The sequence below is a fragment of the Variovorax boronicumulans genome, assembly GCF_040544675.1.
GTDB classification, from domain to species: Bacteria; Pseudomonadota; Gammaproteobacteria; order Burkholderiales; family Burkholderiaceae_C; genus Variovorax; species Variovorax boronicumulans_D.
In genome coordinates this window covers 238378-256806 of record NZ_JBEPKK010000002.1, presented here as the reverse complement: position 1 = coordinate 256806, position 18429 = coordinate 238378, and the positions used below count along the sequence as shown (strand labels likewise).

Genomic DNA, 18429 nt, shown 5'->3' with positions numbered 1-18429 from the left:
CGCCTAGTGCGCCACGGTGAGCACGATGCCGAGCAACACGCCGCCGATCGCGATGGTTTTCTGCCGGATGAAGCGCTCGGTGAAGAAGATCGCGCTCAGCGAGAACACCATCACCAGGTTGGTCCGCCGCAGCACCGAGATCACGGAGATGAGCGCGCCGTCGGTCTGCACCGCCGCAAGGTAGATGAACTCCGCGAGCACGTAGGCAAACGCGATGGCCGGCACGGCCCAGTTCCTGGAAAACAGGCTGCGCACCTCCAGCCCCCGGAAGACCCAGGGAAGCAACAACAGCGCGATGCCGCCGCGCTGCAGCGCCGAATACGCCTGCACGGCAGCCAGGTCCATCTGCAGCGTCGCCAGGATGTGCTTGTCGTACAGCGCATTGGCCGACGACAGCAGCGTGGCCGCGAGCATGCACAGCACCCACAGGTTGCGCTTGAAGCTGATGCCTTCCTTCTGCCCGATGAGGGAGAAGAGGTAGTAGGACGCCATCGACACGGCCAGGCCCAGCCATTGCCACCAGTCGAGCTGCTCCGAGAGGAAGAGGATGGCGCCCATGGCTGTCCACAGCGGGCCCGACGCGCGCACGCCCGCCGAGATCGACAGCGGCAGCGACTTGACCGAGTAGTACGAGAGCACCCAGGTCGCGACCATCATCAGCGACTTGGGCAGCAGCACCCATTGCTGCGCATGCGTGAGCGGTGCGGGGTAGAGGCCCGCGTGGCGGAAGGCGCCGGCATGGGCCGGCGGAATGAAGAAGAAGGGCAGCCAGATCAGCGCCCCCAGCAGCGATGACCACAGCACCACTTCGAGCACCGTTTTTTCCTTCAGTGCGAGCTTGGTCAGGAAATCGTAGGTCCCCAGGACCAAGCCTGCCAACAGGCCCAGCGCGATCCACGTCATGGGCGGTTCAGCATGCGAGGAAGCCGCCGTCGACGTTGATCACCGATCCGGTGACGAAGGAGGCCTCTGCGCTGCTGAGCCACAGCACGGCGTTGGCCACTTCCTCCGGCCGGCCGACACGCTTCATGGGAAGGCGCTGCGCCCATGAATCCACGCCGCCCGAGACGGCGCTGGAGCGCACGAGCATGTCGGTCTCGATGGGGCCGGGCGAGACCGCGTTGACGCGGATTCCGTGCGGTGCGGCTTCTACCGCCGCGGCCTTGGTCAGCGCGAGCGCCGCATGCTTCGAAGCTGTATAGGCCCCCGTCCCTTCGAGGATGGTGCGGCTCGCATGCACCGACAGGTTGTTGACGATGGCGCCCGCGCCGCGCGCGTACATCGAGCGCAGCAGGTGCTTCATGCAGAGCATGAGACCGGTGCAGTTGGTGCGGAACACCGCTTCGAACGACGCCAGGGGTTGCTCGGCGACGGTCGCCGCGGTGCCGACGCCGGCATTCAGGAAGGCGATGTCGACAGGGCCCAGTTCGGCCTCTATGACCGCGAGCATTCGCGTCACGTCGTCTTCGCTGCCCACATCGCAGGCCATCGGCATGCAAAGGCCGCCTTCCTCGCGCACCAATCGCGCGGTTTTTTCGCACGCCGCCGACGTGCGGCCGGCCACGGCGACACGTGCGCCCTGGCGGGCAAAGGCCAGCGCCGTGGCGCGGCCGATGCCCGTACCGCCTCCGGTGACCAGCACGACCTGGTCGCGGAATCCATCCCTGTTGCTCATGCCTTGCCTTGTGTGAATCCGAGTTCCGAGGCGACGGCGCGCGCGAGTTCACCGTCCTGGGCCGATGCGGCGCCGCTGATGCCTACGGCACCGACGACTTCGCCCTGGACGTAGAGCGGCACCCCGCCTTCGAGCGGCAGTGCGTCCTTCAACGCGAGGTACGCGGTCTTGCCGTGTTCGAGCCCTTGCTGCATCGCGGCCGTGTCGCGGCGGAAGTACACCGCCGTGCGCGCCTTGGCCACCGCGGCGTCGATGGCGCCGAGGAAGGCCTTGTCGTCACGAATGAAGGCCAGCAGATGACCGCCTGCATCCACGACCGCCGCGGCGACGCGCAGCTCGCGCGCGCGGCCGTCTGCCAGCGCCTGCATGGCCAGCGCGTGTGCGTCTTGCGAGGTGAGGCGCGGTCCGAGCAGTGGGAGCTCAGGCATCGGCCATCTTTCGTGCGGCGGCCTTCAGGTGGTCCAGGCTCACGTCGTTGACGAAGGCGCAGCGTCCGATGCCGCGCGGCAGCGGCAGGCGCTGCTGGCCGTCGCGGTGGCGCATGGTGTCTTCGAGTGCTTCCATCAGCAGCGCGGGCTCTTCGAAGAAGCGATGCCGCAGCGGCAGCGCCATGCTGCGCATCACGCGGATCACACGCTGCACTTCGTTGTCCTGGAGCAGGCCGCGGTCGCGTGCGAGCCAGCAGGAGAACAGCACGTCCAGCGCCACCGCTTCGCCGTGCAGCAGCTCGGGCAGCGCCTTCATCTCGAGCAGCGGGCCGAACGAATGGCCGAAGTCGACCGAGCGTTCCAGCGTGCGCTCCCAGAGGTTGGGTGCGAGCTCCTCGAGCATGCCGTGCACCGCGTGTTCGATGACTTCGGGCGCGACCACCGGGTCCTGGAAGCGGGAGTCCAGCAGCATCGCCGAGTGCCGCTCGAGCAGGTCGAAAAGGCGCGCGTCCTTGATGACGGCCAGCTTCAGCAGCTCGCCCATGCCGTTCGAGAGGTCGCGACGGTCCACCGTCTTGAGGAAGCTGCGGTCCAGCAGCGCGGTGCTGGGCGCGTGGTACGAACCCAGCCGGTTGCGGCGCCCCAGCGTGTTGACGGCGGTCTTGATGCCGATCGCCGCATCCCACATCGCCATGCCGTTGGTGGGCACCTTGATGTAGGGCACGCCGCGCCGATACAGGCCGGCGGCGAAACCGACCAGGTCCAGCAGCACGCCGCCGCCGATGGCCACGATCGGGTCGGAGCGGCGCAGCACGCCCGCGGCTTCCAGGTGGCGAACGATGACGAGCGCGGCGTCGAGGTCCTTGGTTTCCTCGGACACCGGCAAGGTCAGGATGTGGGCGGTGACCCGGTGGTGGTGGTAGTAGTCGCGAATGCCTCGGCCATAGATTGCATCGACGCGTTCGTCGATCACCACGACCTGCCGCGTGCTTGGCAGGCCGCTCTCGTTGCAGGTCAGCAGGGCCTGGCTGAGGGGGTCGAACAGCCCGTCGACCTGTCGCACTTCATAGGCCAGTTCCTGCGAGGCTGTGACGCGCCATTGCCTGGTCCCGCTCCGGTCCAGCGCTCCCCAGCTCGCCGGAAACATTGCTCGATCGTTCATGCCCGCCCTCTGTCATTTGTTTGTCGTAATTCGAGCGTAATCAAATGCAACCGGGCGATTGATGAGAGCGGCTGGAGCATTCATCGAAACGGGCACAGAGTGCCTTGCCCTCTGACGGGCAGGGCAAACCCCGAGCCGAAAAGCCGCTGGGAATGGCGTCGGCATATTGACGATATATATCTAATATATTTAAATTAGGGCCCTTCGCACCCTTCCACACCGCACGTGCATGCGCACTTGCACACCGACTACAGGAGCGTTTCACGTGACCAATCCCCGCTGGCAAGGCATCTTCCCCGCCATCACCACCAAGTTCCACGCCGACGAAAGCATCGATGCCGAGGGCACCGCCCGCCACATCGACTTCCAGATCCGCAACGGCATCCACGGCCTGGTCACCTGCGGCTCGCTGGGCGAAGCCAGCACGCTGACGCTGGAAGAAAAGCTGCAGGTCGCCAAGATCGCGCTCGAAGCCGCCGACGGCCGCATTCCCGTGCTGGCCAACGTGTCCGAAACCAGCACCCGCGAAGCCCTGCGCTACGTGGACGGCGCCAACAAGCTGGGCGTGGCCGGCTTCATGGTGATGCCCTCGGTGATCTACGTGGCCGATGCGCGCGAAGCGATGCTCAACGTGCGCACCATCGCCAATGCGGCGCAGCAACCCATCATGGTCTACAACAACCCGGTGGCCTACCGCGTGGACCTCAAGCCCGAACACATGGTCGAGCTGGCCGATTGCGAATGGATCGCCGCCATCAAGGAGAGCACCGACAACATCCGCCGCATCACCGACCTGCGCAACACGGTGGGCGACCGCTACCAGCTGTTCCTGGGCGTGGACGACCTGGCCTACGAAGGCCTGGCGCTGGGCTGCGACGGCCTGCTGGCGGGTGTGGGCTGCGCGTTCCCGCGCGAGACAGTGGCGCTCTACGACCTGATGAAGGCCGGCAAATTCGCCGAGGCGCTCAAGCTCTACCAGTGGATGACGCCGATGCTGCACCTGGATGTGTCGACCAAGTTGGTGCAGAACCTCAAGCTCATCGACGTGCTGGTCGGCGTGGGCACCGAGCACATGCGCCGCCCGCGCCTGCCGCTCATCGGCGAGGAGCGCGCCTTCATCGAGAACATCGTGAAGAAAGCCCTCGCGACGCGGCCGGCCCAGTATCAATCGGTTGTTTAATAACCGCCCTTTCATTGTCCCAACCCAGGAAGAAGCATGAAGACAAAAGCAAGCATGGTTCCTTTTCTCAGCATCGTCGGCCTCGCGGCATTTGCCCTCGCAGGCCATGCCAATGCGCAGGAGCAGGTCGTCAAGATCGGCCACAGCGGTCCCCTCTCAGGGCCCAACGCGTTCGCCGGCAAGGACAATGAAAACGGCGTGCGCCTGGCCATCGAGGAACTCAACGCCAAGAAGATCACCGCCGGCGGCAAGACGCTGAAGTTCGAGCTGGTCTCCGAAGACGACCAGTGCGACGCCAAGACCGGCGTGAGCGTGGCTCAGAAGTTCGTGGACGACGGCGTCAAGTTCGTCATGGGCCCGTACTGCTCGGGCGTGGCCATTCCGGCCTCACGCGTCTACAGCGACGGCGGCGTCATGGTCTCCACCGTGGGCACCAACCCGAAGGTCACGCAAGGCGGCTACAAGAACCTCTACCGCATCATCGCGAGCGACAACCAGATCGGCTCCAGCATGGCCGTGTACGCAGCCAAGGAACTGAAGGTCAAGAAGGTCGGCGTGATCGACGACCGCACCGCCTTCGGCCAGGGCCTCGCGGACGAGTTCACCAAGGAAGCGCTCAAGCAAGGCCTCACCGTGGTCGGCAAGGAGTTCACCACCGACAAGGCCGTTGACTTCACCGCCATCCTGACCAACATGAAGGCCAAGGCGCCCGAGGCGATCTTCTTCGGCGGCTATGCACCGCAGGCCGCGCCGATGGCACGGCAGATGAAGCAACTGGCCGTGCCCGGCAAGCTCCTGGGCGGCGACACCGTCTGCAGCCCGGCAACCGGCAAGCTCGGCGGCGATGCGGTCAACGACCTGGTGTTCTGCGCGCAGGGCGGCTCCATCCTCGAGAAGGCGCAGAGCGGTCCGGCCTTCAAGGAGAAGTTCAAGAAGCGCTTCAACGCCGATGCCGATGCCTACGCCGCCTCGTACTACGACCAGGTGCTGTTCATCGGCGAATCGATGAAGAAGGCCAACTCGATCGACCCCGACAAGGTGGGCGCGCAGCTCTACAAGGACACCTACAAGGGCGTGGCCGCCACCTATTCATATGACGACAAGGGGAACATGAAGCAGGCGCCGATCACGGTGTTCACCTTCAAGAACGCCGCTCCCGTCCCTATCGCTAGTTACTGAACGGACAGCCCATGCAACGCATCCAGATCGTCGATTCACACACGGGCGGCGAGCCCACGCGCCTTGTGATCGGCGGGTTTCCCGACCTGGGTGGCGGCAGCATGGCCGAGCGCCGTGCGCTGCTGGCCGACCGGCACGACAAGTGGCGCGCGGCCACCGTGCTGGAGCCGCGCGGCAGCGACGTGGTGGTGGGCGCGCTGCTGTGCGAGCCGGTGTCGCCCGATGCCGCCGCGGGCGTGATCTTCTTCAACAACGCCGGGTACCTGGGCATGTGCGGCCACGGCACCATCGGGCTGGTCGCGAGCCTGGCGCACATGGGACGCATCGGCGTGGGCGAGCACCGCATCGAGACGCCCGTGGGCACGGTCACGACCACGCTGCATGCCGACGGTTCGGTGAGCGTGCGCAACGTGCCGGCGTACCGATATCTGCACCATGTGGCGGTCGAGTTGCCGGGCCACGGTACGGTGCGCGGCGACGTGGCGTACGGCGGCAACTGGTTCTTTCTGGTGAGCGAGCACGGCCAGCGTGTGGCGAGCGACAACCTTGCCGCGCTGACCGACTACACGGCCGCCTTGCGCCGCGCGCTCGCGGCGCAGGGCATCACAGGCGCCGAGGGCGCGGAGATCGATCACATCGAACTCTTCGCGAACGACGACGGTGCAGACAGCCGCAACTTCGTGCTGTGCCCCGGCAATGCCTACGACCGCTCGCCCTGCGGCACCGGCACCAGCGCCAAGATCGCCTGCCTGGCCGCCGACGGCAAGCTCGCGCCGGGCGAGACGTGGACGCAGGCCAGCGTGATCGGCAGCCGCTTCGAAGCCAGCTACACGATGGATGGCGACAAGGTCATCCCCACGCTGCGCGGCCGCGCGCACATCAGCGCCGAGGCCACGCTGCTGGTGGAAGAAGGCGACCCCTTCGGATGGGGCATCCGGCTCTAGCAACCGGCATGGACCCGGACGTCATCGTCATCGGCGCCGGTATCGTCGGTGCCGCCTGCGCGCATGCGATGGCCCAGGCCGGCCGCAAGGTGCTGGTACTCGATGCACGCATCGGCGGTGCCACGGGCGCCGGCATGGGCCATCTCGTGGTGATGGACGACAACCCGGCCGAGCTCGCATTGAGCCGCGATTCGACGGCGCGATGGCGCGCCCTCGCGCCGCGCATGTCCGAAGACTGCGCCTACAGCGCCTGCGGCACGCTCTGGATCGCCGCGAACGACGAAGAAATGGCCGAGGCCGAACGCAAGCAGCACAGGCTGCGTGCGGACGGCATCGACAGCCGCCTGCTCGACGCAGCCGCATTGGCACGCGCGGAACCCGCGTTGCGCAAGGGCCTCGCGGGCGCGCTCGAAGTGCCGGGCGACGGCATCCTCTACGCGCCGAACGCCGCGCGCTGGTTGATCGCCCGAGGCGGCGCCTCGATCCGCGTCGAGCACGCGAAGGTCGATGCCATCGAAGATGACGGCACGCTGCGTCTCGCCGACGGCACCCGCCGCAGCGCCCCGCAGGTCGTGCTGGCCAACGGCATCGAGGCGACGACGCTGTGCCCCGAACTCCCGATCCGCCCGAAGAAGGGCCACCTGCTGATCACCGACCGCTACCCGGGCACGGTGCATCACCAGCTGGTCGAGCTCGGCTACGTGACCAGCGCGCACCACAGCGACGGCGATTCGGTGGCCTTCAACGTCCAGCCGCGGCCCACGGGGCAATTGCTGATCGGCTCCTCGCGCCAGTTCGACACCACCGACCCCGCTGTCGAGGCGCCGATGCTCGCGCGCATGCTGCAGCGCACGCTCGACTACTTGCCGGGGCTCGCGAACCTCAATGCGGTGCGTTCGTGGACCGGCATGCGTGCCGCAACGCCGGACGGCCTGCCGCTGCTGGGCAAGCACCCGTGGCGCGAGAAGCTCTGGCTCGCTGTTGGCCACGAAGGCCTGGGCGTGACCACCGCGCCGGGCAGCGCGCATCTGCTCGCGGCACTGATGACCGGCGCCGCGCCTGAGTTCGATGCGGCGCCTTATGCGCCGCGTGGCCTGCTGGGGATGGCATGAGCGATCACACCCTGCTGCACATCGACGGCAATCTGGTGCGCGTGAAGGCGGGCAGCTCGGTCGCTGCCGCATTGCACGTGGCCGGCGGTACGGGCGTTGCGCGCATTTCCGTCACGGGCCAGCCGCGCGCGCCGTTCTGCGGCATGGGCGTATGCCAGGAATGCCGCGTGCTCATCGACGGCCGGCACCGGCTCGCCTGCCAGACAGTCTGCGCCGAAGGCATGCGCGTGGAGACCTCGGAATGACCGCGCTCGAACACTGCGATGTGTTGATCGTCGGCGCGGGTCCTGCCGGCATGGCGGCGGCAGTCGCTGCCGCGCCGAGCGGCGCATCGATCGTCGTGATCGACGACAACCCCGCGCCCGGCGGACAGATCTGGCGCGACGGCCCCGGCGCCTCGTTGCCCGCAGCCGCGCGCAAGTGGCGCGATGCGCTCGCGCGCCACGCCAACATCCGCGTCTGCAGCGGCACGCGCGTGATCGCCGCGCCCGCGCGCAATGAATTGCTGCTCGAAGACGCCGAACGCGGCTGGCGCATGCGGTGGAAGAAACTGATCCTTTGCACCGGCGCGCGGGAGCTGCTGCTGCCCTTTCCGGGCTGGACGCTGCCGGGCGTGACGGGCGCGGGCGGGTTGCAGGCGCTCATCAAGGCGGGGCTGCCGATCGAGGGCGAACGCATCGTGATCGCCGGCAGCGGCCCGCTGTTGCTCGCCGCCGCTTCGACGGCGCGCGCGGCGGGCGCGAAGGTCGTGCGCATCGCGGAGCAAGCCTCGTTCGCGGCGGTCGCAGGGTTTGCCGCCGGCCTCTGGCGCTGGCCGGGCAAGGCCGCGCAGTCGGTGACCCTGGCCGACCCGCAGTACCGCACCTCGTCGCGCATCGTGTCGGTGCAAGGCGGCACGCAGGTCGAATCGGTACGGCTTCTTCAGGACGGCCGCGAGGTGGACATCGCCTGCGACCGTGTGGCCTGCGGCTTCGGCCTCACGCCCAACACGCAACTCGGCCGCCTGCTCGGCTGCGCCCTCACGGCCGAAGGCGCGCAGGCACTGGCCGTCGATGCGCGGCAGCGCACCAGCCTGCCCGACGTCTACGCCGCCGGCGAATGCACCGGCTTCGGCGGCAGCGAGCGCGCGCTCGCGCAAGGTTCCATCGCCGGCTACGCCGCCGTCGGCAACGAGCGCGCCGCGAAACAACATGAAGGCGAACGCGCGCGATGGGACGCCTTCGCCACGCAACTGCACCGCAGCTTCGCGCTCGCCCCCGAGATCCGGCAGATGCCGCAGCCCGACACCCTCGTGTGCCGCTGCGAAGACGTGCCCTTCTCCGCGCTCGCGGACTGCACCGGCTGGACCGACGCCAAGCTGCATCGCCGCTGCGGCATGGGCGCCTGCCAGGGGCGCGTGTGCGGGGACGCGGCGCAGTTCCTGTTCGGTTGGACGCCGCCCGCGCCGCGCCCGCCGCTGTCGCCGGTGCGCATCGCGACGCTGGCCGGGCTGGCGGACCCGGTGGACCCGGGCAACGCCCGACAATGACACCCCGCCCGCACAAGAACCCCATGGCCCCCCCGAAAACCGCCCCTCGCCCCCCGCTCAAGCGCCGCGCTGCCGACGTGGCCTACGACGCCATCGAGACGCTGCTGTCCACCATGCAACTGGAGCCCGGCAGCCAGATCGTCGAGGCCGATCTTGCCGAGCGCACGGGCCTGGGCCGCACGCCGGTGCGCGAGGCGCTGATGCGCATGGTGTCGATCGGGCTCATCGTGCAGCAGCCGCGCCGCGGGCTGCTGGTGTCGGCCATCGACCTGGCCGACCACCTGGACGTGATCCAGACCCGGCGCGTGCTCGAACGCGTGATCGCGGCCTGCTCGGCGCGCCGCGCCACCGCGCTGCAGCGCAAGGACATCGTGCGCTGCGCCGAGGCGATGGTCGAGGCCGCGGGCCGCGGCGACCTTGTCGACTACATGCGCGCCGACCATGCGCTGGACCTGGTGAACCACCAGGCAAGCCACAACAACTCGGCGGTGAAGGCGGTGATTCCGCCCATCGTGCAGTGCCGGCGCTTCTGGTACGCCTACCAGCACGAGGGCGAGATCGTCGAGGGCGCGAACGCGCACCTCGAACTGGCCCAGGGCATCGCGACCGGCAACGAGGCCGCGGCGGTTGCCGGCGCCGATCGGCTGATGGACTACCTCGAAGTCTTCGCCCGCAAGATCATCGACAAGTAGGCCGAAGGGCCACGCCGCGACGCCTTCGGACACCGGGGAACTACGCGTGATCCGACCGGGCCTTCGGCGCATACTGGCCGGATGGCCGTCGCACCCCGCGCCCTCCCCCAGGACTTTTTCTCCACCGAAGAGTGGCAATCGCTCACCACGCGCTCGTCGTGGCGGGGGCTGTGGCTGGTGGCGCACTGCTGGGGCGTCATCGGCGCCGCGTTGCTGGTGGGCATCGTGTGGCCGTGGACCGTTCCGCTGATGGTGCCCATCGTCGGCGCGCGGCAGCTGGGGCTCTTCATCCTCATGCACGACGCGGCGCATGCAGGCCTGCACCGCAACCGCAAGGTCAATGATTGGGTGGGCCACTGGCTGTGCTCGCACACCCTGCGCGACTACCGGCCCTACCACCTGCAGCACCACCGCTTCGTGCAGCAGACCGAAGACCCGGACCTCGTGCTGTCCGCGCCCTTTCCGATCACGCGCGAATCGATGTGGCGCAAGGTGGTGCGCGACCTGAGCGGACAGACCTTCTACAAGCAGCGCTTCGGGCACATCGCCGAAGGCATCCGCGGGCGCGCGCCGGGCCAATCGGCGCTGAAGGCCTTCGGCCGCGAGATCGCGAAGAACCGGCGATTCTTCATCGGCAACGGCCTCGGCCTGCTCGCCTTCGCGTTGGCCGGTTACTGGTGGGCGTGGGTGCTGATGTGGCTGCTGCCGATGGCGACCTGGCTGCCGCTCGTGAGCCGCGTGCGCAACATCGCTGAGCACGCGCTGGTCGCGCAGAACGAGGCCGACCCGATGCGCCAGGCGCGCACCACGCATGCCAACCTGGTCGAGCGCATCTTCATTGCGCCGTACTGGGTCAACTACCACTGCGAACATCACATGTTCACCAACCTGCCCTGCTGGGCGCTGCCGAAGGCACATCGCCTGCTGCAGCGCCAGGGCGCGACGGTACGGATGGAAGTGCAGCCCGGCTACCTGAGCCTGCTGCGGCGGGCGACGGCGGCCCGGCCTGTTCAGGCCGTTTAGCAGCCCGCTTGCTCAGCCCGCGCAGCGCGGCGGGCTCGCTCAGTCGCCGCTGGCCTCGCCGGTACCCTCTTCGAGCCCGGGCCAGCCCAGCAATTCAGCCAGCCGCTGCACGATCCAGGTGGCCTCGGCGGCCGACACGCCCGCCTCCGGCGTCGCCAGCCCGGCATGGATGCGACGCAGGATTTCGCTTTCGACCGGCACCTCGGTGTGGTGCTGGATCTGCGCGTGGTTCACCAGGTGGCTGGCCAGGTCCTCGCAGATCTCGTAGCGCTCGCGCACCACGCCGATCGGTTCGCGAAGGCGCTGGCGCGCATCGCTGTAGACCGCGAAGAACGAGGGCGGAATGAAGATCTGGTTGTCGTCGGACATCGCGGATTCAGGGCTGCCCCAATGACAAAACGCGCCCTGAGGCGCGTTCGTCGTGGCTCCGGGGAGCCATCGGGGGCTGGATCAGCCGCCCTTCTTGGCGCGCTTGCCAGGGTTCTTCTTGCTGCGCGTTGCGGTGCCACGTTCCAGGCTGACCTTCTGGCCGCCACCGGACTTGGGCAGCGTGTAGCCGGGCAGCGGCGTCGGCTTCGGGGTGGCAACGCGTTCGGCTTCGGTACGGAATGTCTTGGGCATGAAAAGCTCGGGTAAAAGTAATGTTCGAACCCGCGATTAGGCCACATCGAGGATTTCATATGCCAATAACCGAAACAACGGGCGCCATCGAGCGCCCGCGCTTCGTTTCGGGGTCGTTGCTGCGCCACGTGTGCGTGATGGCCGGCACCGGTGCTGTCGGGCTGATCGCGGTGTTCGCGGTCGACCTGATCAACCTGTTCTACATCTCGCTGCTCGGCGAAAAAGAGACGGCGGCGGCGGTCGGCTTCGCGGGCGTGGTCGGCTTCTTTCACACCTCGCTGTGCATCGGACTGACCATCGGCATCGCGGCGGTGGTGTCGCGCACGGTGGGCGCCGGCCGCGCGGTGCAGGCACGGCGCATCGCGACCTCGAGCCTGGTGCTGATGGCGGCGCTGTCGGTGGTGGTGGGCAGCGGCACGGCGTTTTTTCTGCACCCCGCGCTGCACGCGCTCGGCGCCGAAGGCGAAACCGCGCGGCTCGCGCAGCGCTACCTCGCGGTGACGGTGCACACGCTGCCGCTGCTGGGCATCGGCATGGCGTGCTCGGCCCTCTTGCGTTCGATCGGCGATGCGCGCCGCTCGATGACCGTCACGCTCGCGGCGGCTTTCGTGACGGCGGTGCTCGACCCGATATTGATCTTCGGCTTCGGCCTGGGGCTCGACGGTGCCGCCATCAGCGCGGTGGTCTCGCGCATGGTGCTCGCGGCCATCGGGCTGCACGGCGTGATGGTGAAGCACCGGATGCTCGGGCGCTTCGAGGCATCGCAACTGGCCAGCGATGCGCGTGGGCTCGCCGGCGTGGCCGGGCCGGCGATGCTGACGAATCTGGCAACGCCCGTGGGCGCTGCGTTCGTCACGCATGCGATCGCGCAGTTCGGTCCGTCTGCTGTTGCGGGCGCGGCCACCATCGACCGGCTGAGCCCGGTGGCCTTCGGGCTGGTCTACGCGCTGAGCGGCGCGGTCGGGCCGATCCTGGCGCAGAACCTCGGTGCGGGCCAGTACCGCCGCGTGCAGGAGGGGCTGCGCGACAGCCTGATGTTCATGGTGGCTTCGGTCGCCGTTGCATGGCTGGTGCTTGCGCTGAGCCAGGGCGTGCTGATCCGCGCGTTCTCGGCCGAAGGGCAGGCGGCGGAGCTGATCGCGCTCTTCTGCACCTGGCTCGCGGCGAGCTTTTTCTTTTCGGGCGGGTTGTTCGTGGCGAACGCGTCGTTCAACAACCTCGGGCATCCGCTGCTGTCGACTTTTTTCAACTGGGGGCGTGCCACGCTGGGCACGATTCCATTCGCCTGGTGGGGCTCGCACCACGGCGCGGCCGGCGTGCTGATCGGTCAGGCCGTGGGCTCGTCGATCTTCGGGTTGCTGGCGGTGGTGGTGGCGTTCCGGCTGGCCGCGAAACTGGCGCGGCAGGAGCCGTCGATGAAGGCGCCGGCACCGGTACTCGATGCGCCGGTGGCGCCGACCTCGGCGCATGGCGATGCTGCGGCGCTTGCCACGCCGCAGCCTGTTGCCGTTACTGGTCCTGCAGCGTCAGCAGCCGCACCTTGACCGACTTGCCCTTGACGCGGCCGCTGGAGAGCTTGTTCGCCGCTTCCGCGGCGATGGCGCGGTCCACCGCCACATAGGTCGAGAACTCGTTGACGTTGATCTTGCCGACCTGGTCCTTCGTGTAGCCGCAGTCGCCGGTGAGCGCGCCCAGCACGTCGCCGGCGCGGATCTTTTCCTTGCGCCCGCCGACGATCTGCAGCGTGGCCATCGGCGGCCGCAGCGGCGCGCCCTTGCCCGGCGTGAGCTCGGCCAGGTCGTGCCATTCGGACTCGCGGCCCTGCAGCTGCTCGATCTTTCCGACGCTGCCCATCTCGTTCATGCTGGCCAGGTTGAGCGCCAGGCCTTCGGCATCGCCCGACTGGCCCACGCGGCCGGTGCGGCCGACGCGGTGGATATGGATCTCGGAATCGGGCGTCACATCGACGTTGATCACCGCTTCGAGGTGCGAGATATCGAGCCCGCGTGCCGCCACGTCGGTGGCCACCAGCACCGAGCAACTGCGGTTGGCGAACTGCACCAGCACCTGGTCGCGCTCGCGCTGTTCCAGCTCGCCGAAGAGCGCCAGCGCGCTGAAGCCCTGCGCCTGCAGCACCTCGACCAGGTCGCGGCACTGCTGCTTGGTGTTGCAGAAGGCCAGCGTGCTGACGGGACGGAAATGGTCGAGCAGCAGACTCACGGTGTGCAGCCGATCGCTGTCTTTCACCTGGTACCAGCGCTGGCGGATCTTGCTGCCTTCATGCTGCGCCTGCACCGTGATCTGCTGCGGGCTCTTCATGAACTGCTGCGCGAGCTTGGCGATGCCTTCGGGATACGTGGCTGAGAACAGGAGCGTCTGGCGCTCCTTCGGGCACTGGCGCGCGACCTTTACGATGTCTTCGAAGAAGCCCATGTCCAGCATGCGGTCGGCTTCGTCGAGCACCAGCGTGTTGAGCGCCGAGAGGTCGAGGTTGCCGCGGTCCAGGTGGTCCATGATGCGGCCCGGCGTGCCCACGACGATGTGCGCGCCGTGCTCCAGGCTGGCAATTTGCCCGCGAAGTGCGACGCCGCCGCAGAGCGTGACCACCTTGATGTTTTCTTCCGCGCGCGCCAGGCGGCGGATTTCGGTCGTGACCTGGTCGGCCAGCTCGCGCGTCGGGCACAGCACCATCGCCTGGATGGCGAAGCGGCGTGCGTTGAGGTTGGCGAGCAGCGCGAGCGCAAAGGCGGCGGTCTTGCCGCTGCCGGTCTTGGCTTGGGCGATCAGGTCCTTGCCGAGCAACGCCGGCGGCAGGGCGGCGGCCTGGATGGCCGTCATCTGCGTGTAGCCCAGCTGGGTGAGGTTGGCCAGCATCTGGGGCGAGAGCGCCAGGGTGGCAAAGCCGTTGTCGGCAGGGGCCTGGGCTTGCGGGCCGCCGGCTGTGGGATTGGGTGTGGTCATCGTTCAGCAGCCGGAAGGCCGGGCAGGCCGGAAGCGCAAAAAACAAAAGCCTTGCCGGCGCCTTTTGCGAGGCGCCGCAAGGCTTTGGGTCCCTCGCGGATCAGCGGCGGGGTGAGTTGTTGCCGCCACCGGTCGGCGGCGGGCCGCGACGTTCCAGGTGGCGGAAGGTGATGCGACCCTTGGTCAGGTCGTAGGGCGAGAGTTCGAGCGACACCTTGTCACCCGCCAGGATGCGGATGTGGTGCTTGCGCATCTTGCCGCCGCTGTAGGCGATCAGTTGATGGCCGTTGTCCAGCGTGACGCGGTAGCGCGAGTCGGGCAGGACTTCGGTCACTGCGCCGTTCATTTCGATCAGTTCTTCCTTGGGCATGCTTGGTTACCTCTGAATCTCGTTCGATGTGTGTTGGATGTGAAGATGGGCGTGATTGTTTCAGCCTGCGCAGGCCAAGGCGAGCGGGGCGCAACGCGGATGGCGTTCCTGCACCCAGCCGAGGCCTTCGGCGACTGCGTAGCTTGCAGCGGCGGCGTGGCTGGCAAAGCGCGGCGTGAAACGCATCACGCGGTCGTGCATGCCGCTGCCGTGGCCGGAGCGGATCGAGACGGAAGCGGCGAAGTTGCCGTCGTCCTGGTGTCGAATGAGCGGGGAAACAAGGTACTTGCCCACCGCGATACTGTGTTGAATGATGTCCATGAAGCCTTGGCACAACGCGCGAAATTTGGACGCGAAATGCCTGAAAAATGATTGAAAACGGGCGTGGGCCGGCCAGAACGGCGCGGCGAACGCGCTATTCGCTTCAACAAGAACGAAGGCAGTGGTGGCAATCATGGGCGCCCGGTCTGGCGCTCCAACACACTGTGAAGCCGGCTGAAGAAAGTGAGGGGTCCTGAAAAATCCAAGGGACAGTGCAGGTCAGCCGGCAATATGACGAAGTGCTTCGTCGTGGTATCGAAACGAACCCGCCATTGTAGCTCACCCCCAGGCTTCGCGCACTTCGTGTCGCTTCTCCTACCCCCTCACCGGGGGCAATGCCTGCGGCCCGGCAAAGCCGGTTCCGCGGCATTTCCCGAAAAAAGAGCCGCTTCTGCCTTCGTGGTGGGACGCAGCATCAGGCCCAGGCCCGCTAGCTGGCAGGCCGCGCCCACCCAGCCCAGCGCGCTCACACCGATCAGGTCGATCACCGCGCCGCCCAGCGCCGAGCCGGCTGCAATGCCGAGGTAGACCGCCGAGGCGTTGAGCGACAGCGTCATCGGCGCGCGGTCCGGTGCCAGGCGAATCAGCCGCACCGCCTGCGCCGGGCCGAAGCCCCAGCCCGCAAAGCCCCAGAGCGCCGACAGCCCGACGATGAATGGCAGCGCCAGGCCGCGCGGCAGCATCTGCGCCGAGAACGAGAGCCCGCCCAGAATCACGACCAGCATCAGCGCAAAACCTTGCGCCATGCGGTCCGCGCCGAAGCGGTCCGTGGCCCAGCCGCCCGCCGCGGTGCCTGCAGCGGCCGCCACGCCGATGGCGAAGAACACGGCGCTCACCCCCTCGGCACCGAAACCCAGCGTGCCCGAGAGGAACAGCGCGATGTACGTATAGAAGCTGAAGCCGCCCGTCGCCCACAGCAGGGTGGTCAGCAAGGCGGGCAGCACGCCGGGCTCGCGAACCACCAGCCAGGCGGGTGTGCGGACGGCAGCCGGCGTCGACACCGGCCCGCGCGGCAGGCCGACAGCCAGCCCCCAGGTCGCCAGCGCCGCCACCGCGGCGATCAGCAGGTAGGCGGTGCGCCAGCCGCCCCAGCCCGCGATCCAGGCGCCCAGCGGCACGCCGAGCGCCACCGCCACCGTGCCGCCGCCCGTCACGATGGCCATCGCGCGGCCGCGCAGCGTGGGCGACACCATCGAGGCCGCCACCGCGCTCGCAGTCGGCAGGAACACGCCGGCCACCAGGCCCAGCGCCACCCGCGCCAGCGCGAGTTGCGCGAAGCCTTGCGACATCGAAGCCGCCAGCGTGAGCCCCGAGAACGCGGCAAGACTGGCGATCAGCAGCGGCCGCCGCCCGAAGCGTGCACACAGCGCAGCCATCACCGGCGAGCCGATGGCGTAGCTCAGCGCGAACAGCAGCACCAGCTGGCCGGCGTGCGTTGCGCTCACCTGCAGATCGGCCGCCAGCACCGGCAGCAGGCCGGCGATCATGAAGCTTTCGGTGCCGATGGCGAAGGCGCCCAGTGCGAGCCACGCGAGGCCAAGGGGCAGGCGTTCGGCGGGTCGGGCTTGCGCGGCGAGGAGGGAATCGGTGGTCATGAAAAGACTCCGGTGAGCGTTCTGAGGCCTTCAGAATAGGTTTGCGATTGGCTCCTCAAAAGAACCACAATCGGCAAACTTCATGGAGCCACTTTTCGAACTCGCCATCCGCCTGCCGGGCACCGGCTCGCGCGAGTTGCTGCGCGAGGTGCACCGGCAGCTGCGCGACGCCATCCTCGACGGCCGGCTGCAGCCCGGCGCACGCCTGCCGGCGACGCGCGCGCTCGCCGAACGGCTGGGCATCTCGCGCAACACCATGCTCGCGGCCTACGACCTGCTGCTGAGCGAGGGCTACCTGCTGGCACGTCCCGGCGCCGGCACCTATGTGGCCGATACGCTGCCGCAGTCGCGCCGCGGGCGCACGTCCAAAGGCACATCCAGAGGCACATCCGCCCGTCGCGACCCGCGGCTGGTGCCGCTGAACATCTCCGGCGCCGACCTCCCGCCCACGCTGCAGCCGCCCCGCGCGCGCGACGATTTCCGCGTCGGCCTGCCCGACACCGGGGCCTTTCCCTTCGACATCTGGCGCCGCCTGTCCGACCGCGCGCTGCGCCGCATCGCCCGCGAGCCCGCCGACTATGCAGAGCCGCAGGGCCAGGCCGCGCTGCGCGAGGCGATCGCCAGGCATGTGTCGTTCACCCGCGCGGTCGGCTGCACGGCCGACGACATCGTCGTCACCGCCGGCGCGCAGCAGGCCTTCGGGCTGCTCGCGCGCATCCTCGTCGTGCCGGGGCGCACGGTGGTCGCGGTCGAGCAGCTTTTCTACCCCTCGCTGCGCGAGGCCATGACGGCCGCCGGCGCGAAAGTGGTCGCCGTACCCACCGATGCCGAGGGCCTGTGCGTCGAGCAACTGCCGCCCGAGGTGCGCGTGATCTGCGTGACGCCGTCGCACCAGTTCCCCACCGGCGTCGCGATGTCGCCGCAGCGGCGCGCGGCGCTGCTGGCCTTCGCGCGGGCGCGCAACGCGGTCGTCATCGAGGACGACTACGACAGCGAATTCCGCTTCGCCGGCCGCCCGCTCGATGCGTTGCAGACGCTGGACCGCGCCGAGTCGGTCTGCTATGTCGGCACTTTCTCGAAGAGCCTGTTTCCGGCGCTGCGGCTCGGTTTCGTGGTCGCGCCGCCCTGGGCGCGCGCGGCGCTGGTGCGGGCGCGCGAGCTGGCCGACTGGCACGGCCCGGTGCTGCTGCAGGAGACGCTCGCCGCCTTCATCGCCGAAGGGCATCTGGCGCGCCACATCCGCAAGATGCGCAAGATCTACGGGGTACGGCGCACTGCGTTGCTGCAAGCGCTCGCACAGCACGGCGCGGGGCGGCTCGACGTGATTCCTTCCGACGCGGGGCTGCACCTGTCGGCGTGGCTGCGCACGAACACCCGCGATGCCACCGTGGTCGCGCGCGCCGCCGCAGCCGGCATCGCGCTGCCGCCGCTCTCGCGCTTCGCGCTGGACCCGCAGGCGCCCGGCGCACCCAACGGCCTCGCCTTCGGCTACGGCCTGGTCGACGCATCGCAGATCGACGGCGCCATCCGCCGGCTCGTCCGGCTGCTCTGAGCCCGCGGCCCACGGCGCCCCCGCGCAGGCGTTCGAGCGCATGCTTTGTCGCCGTGCGCCTACAGGCGCAGCTTGCGCCTTTGCGC

The 18429-nt window shown here is 68.5% G+C and carries 20 protein-coding genes; 10 read left to right on the top strand and 10 right to left on the bottom strand.

The features are described 5' to 3' along the window. Positions 1–3: 3 nt before the first annotated feature. Genes ABIC90_RS04530 through ABIC90_RS04515 form a run of 4 tightly spaced genes read right to left on the bottom strand, consistent with a single transcriptional unit; the run spans position 4 to position 3265 of the window. The gene (locus ABIC90_RS04530; protein WP_354352851.1) at positions 4–903 is read right to left on the bottom strand and encodes a DMT family transporter; all 900 of its coding nucleotides are present in this window, start codon (positions 901–903) and stop codon (positions 4–6) included. A 7-nt stretch (positions 904–910) separates the two neighbouring features. Further along, on the bottom strand, positions 911–1675 hold the full coding sequence (locus ABIC90_RS04525; protein WP_354352850.1) for an SDR family NAD(P)-dependent oxidoreductase: 765 nt from the start codon (positions 1673–1675) through the stop codon (positions 911–913). Beyond that, positions 1672–2103 (bottom strand): GlcG/HbpS family heme-binding protein, encoded by a 432-nt coding sequence (locus ABIC90_RS04520; RefSeq protein ID WP_354352849.1) that lies wholly within the window; start codon positions 2101–2103, stop codon positions 1672–1674. Before ABIC90_RS04520 ends, ABIC90_RS04525 begins: the two co-directional genes overlap by 4 nt. Further along, complete coding sequence (locus ABIC90_RS04515) at positions 2096–3265, bottom strand: sedoheptulose 7-phosphate cyclase (protein ID WP_354352848.1); 1170 nt, start codon at positions 3263–3265, stop codon at positions 2096–2098. Before ABIC90_RS04515 ends, ABIC90_RS04520 begins: the two co-directional genes overlap by 8 nt. Positions 3266–3530: 265 nt before the next feature. Between ABIC90_RS04515 and ABIC90_RS04510 the strand changes: the two genes are divergently transcribed. From ABIC90_RS04510 to ABIC90_RS04475, 8 genes are all read left to right on the top strand, one after another. Beyond that, positions 3531–4445 (top strand): dihydrodipicolinate synthase family protein, encoded by a 915-nt coding sequence (locus ABIC90_RS04510; RefSeq protein WP_354352847.1) that lies wholly within the window; start codon positions 3531–3533, stop codon positions 4443–4445. A gap of 36 nt (positions 4446–4481) precedes the next feature. Further along, entirely contained in the window at positions 4482–5624 is a 1143-nt protein-coding gene (locus tag ABIC90_RS04505; RefSeq protein WP_354352846.1) for a branched-chain amino acid ABC transporter substrate-binding protein, read from the top strand. 11 nt (positions 5625–5635) lie between these two features. Then, positions 5636–6568, top strand: a complete 933-nt coding sequence (locus tag ABIC90_RS04500) for a 4-hydroxyproline epimerase (protein WP_354352845.1) — start codon at positions 5636–5638, stop codon at positions 6566–6568. Between the two features lie 8 nt (positions 6569–6576). Beyond that, on the top strand, positions 6577–7680 hold the full coding sequence (locus tag ABIC90_RS04495; RefSeq protein ID WP_354352844.1) for an NAD(P)/FAD-dependent oxidoreductase: 1104 nt from the start codon (positions 6577–6579) through the stop codon (positions 7678–7680). Then, on the top strand, positions 7677–7925 hold the full coding sequence (locus ABIC90_RS04490; RefSeq protein WP_354352843.1) for a (2Fe-2S)-binding protein: 249 nt from the start codon (positions 7677–7679) through the stop codon (positions 7923–7925). Before ABIC90_RS04495 ends, ABIC90_RS04490 begins: the two co-directional genes overlap by 4 nt. Further along, positions 7922–9208: an FAD/NAD(P)-binding oxidoreductase gene (locus ABIC90_RS04485; RefSeq protein ID WP_354352842.1), complete on the top strand. Its 1287-nt coding sequence runs from the start codon at positions 7922–7924 to the stop codon at positions 9206–9208. The genes ABIC90_RS04490 and ABIC90_RS04485 overlap by 4 nt, the downstream gene beginning before the upstream one ends. A gap of 23 nt (positions 9209–9231) precedes the next feature. After that, positions 9232–9900 carry a GntR family transcriptional regulator gene (locus ABIC90_RS04480; RefSeq protein ID WP_354352841.1) on the top strand — a complete coding sequence of 223 codons (669 nt, stop codon included), beginning with the start codon at positions 9232–9234 and terminating at the stop codon, positions 9898–9900. An 81-nt stretch (positions 9901–9981) separates the two neighbouring features. Next, positions 9982–10923: a fatty acid desaturase family protein gene (locus ABIC90_RS04475; protein ID WP_354352840.1), complete on the top strand. Its 942-nt coding sequence runs from the start codon at positions 9982–9984 to the stop codon at positions 10921–10923. A gap of 39 nt (positions 10924–10962) precedes the next feature. Here the strand turns inward: ABIC90_RS04475 and ABIC90_RS04470 are convergent, their stop codons facing one another. Beyond that, a complete protein-coding gene (locus ABIC90_RS04470) occupies positions 10963–11292 on the bottom strand; it encodes a hypothetical protein (RefSeq protein WP_354352839.1) in 330 nt (109 codons plus the stop codon). A gap of 81 nt (positions 11293–11373) precedes the next feature. Beyond that, positions 11374–11544, bottom strand: a complete 171-nt coding sequence (locus tag ABIC90_RS04465; RefSeq protein WP_172672148.1) for a hypothetical protein — start codon at positions 11542–11544, stop codon at positions 11374–11376. Positions 11545–11603: 59 nt separating this feature from the next. On the opposite strand from ABIC90_RS04465, the gene ABIC90_RS04460 reads away from it, so the two are divergent. Next, positions 11604–13088, top strand: a complete 1485-nt coding sequence (locus tag ABIC90_RS04460; protein ID WP_354352838.1) for an MATE family efflux transporter — start codon at positions 11604–11606, stop codon at positions 13086–13088. Here the strand turns inward: ABIC90_RS04460 and dbpA are convergent. The 4 genes from dbpA to ABIC90_RS04440 form a co-directional block, all read right to left on the bottom strand. After that, a complete protein-coding gene (dbpA, locus tag ABIC90_RS04455; protein ID WP_354352837.1) occupies positions 13054–14505 on the bottom strand; it encodes an ATP-dependent RNA helicase DbpA in 1452 nt (483 codons plus the stop codon). The genes ABIC90_RS04460 and dbpA overlap by 35 nt on opposite strands. A 100-nt stretch (positions 14506–14605) precedes the next feature. Then, complete coding sequence (gene infA, locus ABIC90_RS04450) at positions 14606–14875, bottom strand: translation initiation factor IF-1 (protein WP_354352836.1); 270 nt, start codon at positions 14873–14875, stop codon at positions 14606–14608. 60 nt (positions 14876–14935) lie between these two features. Further along, positions 14936–15196, bottom strand: coding sequence for a hypothetical protein (locus ABIC90_RS04445; RefSeq protein WP_354353134.1), 261 nt, complete (start codon positions 15194–15196; stop codon positions 14936–14938). Between the two features lie 323 nt (positions 15197–15519). Further along, complete coding sequence (locus ABIC90_RS04440; protein ID WP_354352834.1) at positions 15520–16791, bottom strand: MFS transporter; 1272 nt, start codon at positions 16789–16791, stop codon at positions 15520–15522. Positions 16792–16873: 82 nt separating this feature from the next. Here ABIC90_RS04440 and ABIC90_RS04435 point away from each other — a divergent pair, with 82 nt between their 5' ends. Further along, positions 16874–18343, top strand: coding sequence for a PLP-dependent aminotransferase family protein (locus tag ABIC90_RS04435; RefSeq protein ID WP_354352833.1), 1470 nt, complete (start codon positions 16874–16876; stop codon positions 18341–18343). The last annotated feature ends 86 nt before the right edge of the window (positions 18344–18429 follow it).

Coding starts and splice junctions, on each gene's coding strand:
- ABIC90_RS04520 (WP_354352849.1), bottom strand. CDS start 2,103: ATGCCTGAGCTCCCACTGCTCGGACCGCGCCTCACCTCGCAAGACGCA.
- ABIC90_RS04525 (WP_354352850.1), bottom strand. CDS start 1,675: ATGAGCAACAGGGATGGATTCCGCGACCAGGTCGTGCTGGTCACCGGA.
- ABIC90_RS04490 (WP_354352843.1), top strand. CDS start 7,677: ATGAGCGATCACACCCTGCTGCACATCGACGGCAATCTGGTGCGCGTG.
- dbpA (WP_354352837.1), bottom strand. CDS start 14,505: ATGACCACACCCAATCCCACAGCCGGCGGCCCGCAAGCCCAGGCCCCT.
- ABIC90_RS04445 (WP_354353134.1), bottom strand. CDS start 15,196: ATGGACATCATTCAACACAGTATCGCGGTGGGCAAGTACCTTGTTTCC.
- ABIC90_RS04465 (WP_172672148.1), bottom strand. CDS start 11,544: ATGCCCAAGACATTCCGTACCGAAGCCGAACGCGTTGCCACCCCGAAG.
- ABIC90_RS04500 (WP_354352845.1), top strand. CDS start 5,636: ATGCAACGCATCCAGATCGTCGATTCACACACGGGCGGCGAGCCCACG.
- ABIC90_RS04470 (WP_354352839.1), bottom strand. CDS start 11,292: ATGTCCGACGACAACCAGATCTTCATTCCGCCCTCGTTCTTCGCGGTC.
- ABIC90_RS04435 (WP_354352833.1), top strand. CDS start 16,874: ATGGAGCCACTTTTCGAACTCGCCATCCGCCTGCCGGGCACCGGCTCG.
- ABIC90_RS04515 (WP_354352848.1), bottom strand. CDS start 3,265: ATGAACGATCGAGCAATGTTTCCGGCGAGCTGGGGAGCGCTGGACCGG.
- ABIC90_RS04485 (WP_354352842.1), top strand. CDS start 7,922: ATGACCGCGCTCGAACACTGCGATGTGTTGATCGTCGGCGCGGGTCCT.
- infA (WP_354352836.1), bottom strand. CDS start 14,875: ATGCCCAAGGAAGAACTGATCGAAATGAACGGCGCAGTGACCGAAGTC.
- ABIC90_RS04495 (WP_354352844.1), top strand. CDS start 6,577: ATGGACCCGGACGTCATCGTCATCGGCGCCGGTATCGTCGGTGCCGCC.
- ABIC90_RS04475 (WP_354352840.1), top strand. CDS start 9,982: ATGGCCGTCGCACCCCGCGCCCTCCCCCAGGACTTTTTCTCCACCGAA.
- ABIC90_RS04530 (WP_354352851.1), bottom strand. CDS start 903: ATGACGTGGATCGCGCTGGGCCTGTTGGCAGGCTTGGTCCTGGGGACC.
- ABIC90_RS04440 (WP_354352834.1), bottom strand. CDS start 16,791: ATGACCACCGATTCCCTCCTCGCCGCGCAAGCCCGACCCGCCGAACGC.
- ABIC90_RS04505 (WP_354352846.1), top strand. CDS start 4,482: ATGAAGACAAAAGCAAGCATGGTTCCTTTTCTCAGCATCGTCGGCCTC.
- ABIC90_RS04480 (WP_354352841.1), top strand. CDS start 9,232: ATGGCCCCCCCGAAAACCGCCCCTCGCCCCCCGCTCAAGCGCCGCGCT.
- ABIC90_RS04460 (WP_354352838.1), top strand. CDS start 11,604: ATGCCAATAACCGAAACAACGGGCGCCATCGAGCGCCCGCGCTTCGTT.